5 protein-coding genes are annotated in these 5292 nt (G+C 63.8%); 1 reads left to right on the top strand and 4 read right to left on the bottom strand.

Going from position 1 to position 5292, the window contains the following annotated elements; all coding sequences use genetic code 11:
- Window positions 1–171 precede the first annotated feature (171 nt).
- Window positions 172–1284 (bottom strand): 3-isopropylmalate dehydrogenase, encoded by a 1113-nt coding sequence (gene leuB, locus IVA80_RS22370; RefSeq protein WP_247435310.1) that lies wholly within the window; start codon window positions 1282–1284, stop codon window positions 172–174.
- Between the two features lie 233 nt (window positions 1285–1517).
- On the opposite strand from leuB, the gene IVA80_RS22365 reads away from it, so the two are divergent.
- Window positions 1518–2738 (top strand): YbfB/YjiJ family MFS transporter, encoded by a 1221-nt coding sequence (locus IVA80_RS22365; protein WP_247435306.1) that lies wholly within the window; start codon window positions 1518–1520, stop codon window positions 2736–2738.
- 99 nt (window positions 2739–2837) lie between these two features.
- On the opposite strand, the gene IVA80_RS22360 is transcribed toward IVA80_RS22365, so the two are convergent.
- The 3 genes from IVA80_RS22360 to IVA80_RS22350 form a co-directional block, all read right to left on the bottom strand.
- Complete coding sequence (locus IVA80_RS22360; RefSeq protein WP_247435303.1) at window positions 2838–3620, bottom strand: molybdopterin-binding protein; 783 nt, start codon at window positions 3618–3620, stop codon at window positions 2838–2840.
- Window positions 3621–3632: 12 nt separating this feature from the next.
- The gene (locus tag IVA80_RS22355; protein WP_247435301.1) at window positions 3633–4262 is read right to left on the bottom strand and encodes a cytochrome b/b6 domain-containing protein; all 630 of its coding nucleotides are present in this window, start codon (window positions 4260–4262) and stop codon (window positions 3633–3635) included.
- 184 nt (window positions 4263–4446) lie between these two features.
- Window positions 4447–5001, bottom strand: coding sequence for a fasciclin domain-containing protein (locus tag IVA80_RS22350; RefSeq protein ID WP_247435298.1), 555 nt, complete (start codon window positions 4999–5001; stop codon window positions 4447–4449).
- Window positions 5002–5292 lie beyond the last annotated feature (291 nt).

Raw genomic sequence — 5292 nt, 5'->3', positions numbered from 1 at the left:
CGGCTACGGGCCGCCCCAGCGCCACTCCGAGCCTAAATCCGTCAAACATTCCGACACGACCGCGTAAGCCGGCGACAAAACAAATAATTGCCCAGTCTCGAAGCGCAATCCGGGAATTTCGACGCGTGGCAAGAACCCCGGATTTCGCTTCGCTCCATCCGGGCTACGACTCTACGCGTGCAGCTTCTGCAATTCCTTCAAAATCGCTTCGCCCATCTGCGTGGTGGAGGCGGCCGTGGTGCCTTCCGATTTGATGTCGGCGGTGCGCAGGCCGCTGGCGAGCACGGCGGCGATCGCGGCGTCGACCTTGTCGGCGAGCGCGCCCATATCGAAGGAGTAGCGCAGCGCCATGCCGAAGGACGAGATCATCGCGATCGGATTGGCGAGGCCCTGGCCTGCGATGTCAGGCGCCGAGCCGTGCACGGGCTCGTACAGCGCCTTGCGCTGCTTGCTCTTGACGTCGACCTCGCCGAGCGAGGCGGACGGCAGCATGCCAAGCGATCCCGTCAGCATCGCCGCGATGTCGGACAGCATGTCGCCGAACAGATTGTCGGTGACGATGACGTCGAACTGCTTCGGCCATTTCACCAGCATCATGCCGCCGGAATCGGCGAGCTGATGCTCCAGCGTGACGTCGGTATATTCGCGCTTGTGGACCTGGGTCACGACCTCGTTCCAGAGCACGCCCGACTTCATGACGTTGCGCTTCTCCATCGACGTCACCTTGTTCTTACGCTTCCTGGCAAGGTCGAAGGCGACGCGGGCGATGCGCTCGATCTCATAGGTGTCGTAGACCTGGGTATCGATGGCGCGCTTCTGGCCGTTGCCGAGATCGGTGATGGTCTTGGGCTCGCCGAAATAAACGCCGCCGGTGAGCTCGCGCACGATCATGATATCGAGGCCCTCGACCGCCTCGCGCTTCAGGCTCGAGGCGTCCGCGAGCGCCGGATAGCACACTGCGGGGCGGAGGTTGGCGAACAGGCCGAGATCCTTGCGCAGACGCAGGAGGCCGGCTTCGGGGCGCACGTCGTAAGGAACCGCATCCCATTTCGGGCCGCCGACCGCGCCGAAGATGATCGCATCGGCGTCCTTGGCTTTGGCCATGTCGCCCTCGGAGATCGACACCTTGTGTGCGTCATAGGCAGAACCGCCGACGAGGCCGGTGTCGGTCTCGAATTTGGCGATCCCTGCCGCATTGAGCCAGTCGATCAGCCGCCTCACCTCGCCCATCACTTCGGGGCCGATACCGTCGCCGGGGAGCAGCAGCAGTTTGTGGGTCGCCATGATTCGTTACCTCAGTTGTTTCCTCGTCATGGCCGGGCTTGTCCCGGCCATCCACGTCTCGCCTAGGCGGCGGAGCAGGCGTGGATGCCCGGCACAAGGCCGGGCATGACGCCGCCTCGTGATTTTCGGCCGGAGTGCTAGAGCGGCGTTGCGCGCTTGGCAAGACACCATTGCCGCCTCGCGACTGTGCAAGGCGGGCGGAGCCTGCCACACTGCGCACGCCGGAGTACCCCTTGCACGCCCAAGACTGCTTTCCTCAAGATCGCCGCCCCGAGCCCGACGCACACGCCGCGCGGCTGATCCTGACCCTGTCGCTGGCGGCGACGGTCGGGCTCGGCATCGGCCGTTTTGCCTATGCGCTGGTGCTGCCGGATATGCGGGAGGCTCTCGGCTGGTCCTACTCGGCGGCCGGTTTCATGAACACCATCAACGCCGTCGGCTACCTCGCGGGCGCGCTCGTGGCGTCCCGCCTGATCCAGCGCGTCGGCTGGGCGGCCGCGATCCGCGGTGGAACCCTGGCCTGCGTCGCCGCGCTCGCCATCTGTGCGCTAACAGGCAATTTCGTCGCGCTGAGCCTCGCGCGCCTCGTGCTCGGCTTCGGCGCCGCGGCCGGCTTTGTCGCCGGCGGCGCGCTGGCCGCTTCGATCGCGCAGTCGCGCCCGGAGCGGGCCAATTTCCTCCTCAGCCTGTTCTACGCCGGACCCGGCATCGGCATTCTCGCCTCGGGGCTGATCGCTCCCTACACGCTTGCGCATTTCGGGCCGGGCTCATGGTGGATAGTGTGGTGGGCCATGGCCCTGCTTTCGGCGGCTATGACCGTGCCCCTATTCCTGATCCGCATCGAAAGCGGAGTGCGCTTCTCGCAAGGCAGCCACGCCAGCTTCGCGATTCGTCCGGTGCTGATCTATCTCGCCGGCTACTTCCTGTTCGGCGCGGGCTACATCGCCTACATGACCTTCATGATCGCCTATGTGCGCGATGGCGGCGGCGGCGCCGCGGCACAGGCCGCATTCTGGAGCCTGATCGGCCTCAGCGCCTTTGCGACGCCCTGGGCCTGGCGCGGCGTGCTGGCACTGGATCGCGGTGGCCTCGCCACCGCCATCATCCTCGGCACCAACGCGCTCGGCGCGGCCTTGCCGATCCTCGGGCATTCGCCGGCATGGCTCGCGGTGTCGGCGGTGGTGTTCGGCGTCGCCTTCTTCGCCGTGGTCGGCTCGACCACCGCCTTCGTCCGCTTCAACTACCCGCCCGAGGTGTGGCCGACCGCGATCGCGGCGATGACAATCTCGTTCGGAGTCGGGCAGACGCTCGGCCCGATCGTGGTCGGCGCGATCACGGATGCGCTGGGGAGTTTGAGCTACGCGCTGAACGTCTCGGCGGCATTGCTGGCGCTCGGGGCAGTTGCGGCGCTATGCCAGCGCAAGGTGGGGCCGGCCAAATCATCGGCGCCGTAGGGTGGGCAAAGGCGCATAGCGCCGTGCCCACCATCGTTCGTCCGCGCGAATGCAAAATTGGTGGGCACGCTTCGCTTTGCCCACCCTACAAAGGCGGAGCTAGCTCCCGCTGAACGAATTGTACCCCTGATCTTCCCAATAGCCGCCCTTGTAGTCATTGGTGACTTCCATCGACACCACATATTTCGGGTTCTTGAAGCCGAGCTTGGTCGGCACGCGGATCTTCATGGGAAAACCATAGGCGCGCGGCAGGATATCGTTCGCGTATTTGAAGGTCATCTGCGTCTGTGGATGCAGCGCGCTACGCATGTCCAAGGGCGAGTTGTAGCCATCCTTGTCGGCGCATTGGAACCAGACATATTTGGCGCGGGTGTCGGCGCCGATCAGCTTGAGGAAATCGCGCAAGGGGGTGCCGGTCCAGCTTCCGATCGCGCTCCAGCCTTCGACGCAGATGTGGCGGGTGATCTGGGTGACCTGCGGCAGCTTGTACAACTCGGGAAGGGCCCACGACTTCTTATTGTCGACGAGGCCACGAACCTCGAGCTTCCAGTCGGTAGCGTCGACCTCCGGCGCGTCGTCGAGATCGTAATAGGCATTGAACGGAAATGGCTTTGTGATCGCGCTCTCGGGGAAGGTCGGCGCCAGCGCGTCGGGATTGAAGATGAAATCCTGCACGGCGTCGTTGAATTTCGAGACCGTCTTCAGCATCTCCTCGGCGGAGGATGAGTCGATGACGTTGCAGCCCGTGAGCAACGTCAGCGCGCCGAGGCTGGCGCCGCCCGCGATGAAGCGGCGGCGGGTGAGATCCGGCATCGTCTTGATGGAGTCCTTGATCAGCAACCGCTTGTCGACGCCGGGGATCAGGAATGAACGCTTGGCCATAATCTCCTCCCCTCAGCGACCGATGATCATGGCGCGCAGGCTCTTCGGTACCAGCAGCGCAAGCGCGACGTGAATGACGAGGAACGCGCAGATCGCGGCCATGCAGAAGAAATGGACGTAGCGCGCGGTCGGATAATCGCCGAACAGCATCACCAGATAATAGAGCTGCACCGGCTTCCACATCGACAGGCCGGACAGCACGATGAGCACTCCGACCACGATGATGCCGGCATAGAGCAGGCGCTGCACGTAATTGTAGACGGTAAGATCGGCATGGCCGAGCTTGAAGGTCAGCGCCGCCCTGACGTCGTGGATCACGCCGGACGGCGTGATCGGCAGCAGCTTCTTGCGGAAACGTCCGGTGGCCAGGCCGGTGACGAGATAGGCGAGGCCGTTGATCATCAAGAGCCACATCGCCGCAAAGTGCCAGAGCAGGCCGCCGGCGAGCCAGCCGCCAAGCGTGTACTCGCGCGGGAAGCTGAAGCCGAACAGCGGCGAGGCGTTGTAGATCTGCCAGCCCGACAGGATCATCAGGATCATGGCGAGGGCATTGATCCAGTGCATCACCCTGACCCAGGCCGGCTGGACCACTTTGGCCGGGGTGGCGCTGACCTGCTCGTCGGTGACTGTGAGGCTCGACATGATGGTTCCGTCCTGAACATCGTCTGACAGCAATTATACGCCGATGCTTCCGCTTTCGTTACGCCCTCTCCGGCATCGAATCGATACCGGCGGGCTATGATGGTCACAATAAAGCGAGCCGGGTTCCGCCCCGGCTCGCCGTTTCATCGCATCCTGGTTGGAGATGAAACCGGATCGCGCGGTGTTATGTCGCCGGCATCAGCACGGTGTCGACCACGTGGATGACGCCGTTCGACTGGTTGACGTTGGAGATCGTCACCATCGAGGTGCCGCCCTTGGCGTCGACGATCCAGGTCTTACCGTCCATCTTCTTGACCGTCAGTTCCTCGCCCTCGGCGGTCTTCATCTTCTTGCCGTCGGTGAGGTCGGACGCCTCGAGCTTGCCGGGCACGACATGGTAGGTGAGGATCTTGGTCAAGCTCGCCTTGTTCTCGGGCTTGACCAGAGTGTCGACAGTGCCGGCCGGCAGCTTGCCGAATGCGGCGTTGGTCGGCGCGAACACCGTGAACGGACCCTTGCTTTCCAGCGTCGGCACGAGACCGGCCGCCTTCACCGCTGCCACCAGCGTGGTGTGATCCTTGGAGTTGACGGCGTTCTGGACGATGTTCTTGGACGGGAACATCGCGGCGCCGCCGACCATGACGGTCTTTTCCTCGGCGCGAACGGGCGCGACCACGGTCGCGGTGATGGCGAGGGCGCTGAGGGCGGCGGCAGCGAGATAGGCAATACGCTTCGACATGGAGAGTCTCCCGATTGGATGGTGACCGTTGCCGGTGTTTGAGTTGGTGCAACAACGGCGCCTGCAACAGTTTGACGTGAAGCAGTAGCGCGTCGTTGACCGAACTACGGGAGGGTTTGCGAAGCGGTTTCGGGAAATAATTTATCGTGATGCGTGAAACTATGCGCGAGGTGCTTCGTGTGTGAGCGAGCATTGTAGATGGGGTAACGGGCCCCGGGCAGCCTTCCAGCCAAGCCGCGCTAGCTACGGCGCTATTTGTGGCGCGCGTCGCGCGGCTTGGTTGGAAGGCAA

Source organism: Bradyrhizobium sp. 139 (assembly GCF_023074175.1).
GTDB lineage: Bacteria > Pseudomonadota > Alphaproteobacteria > Rhizobiales > Xanthobacteraceae > Bradyrhizobium.
The sequence above is the reverse complement of the archived record's forward strand: the minus strand, read 5'-3'. Positions and strand labels throughout refer to the sequence as shown.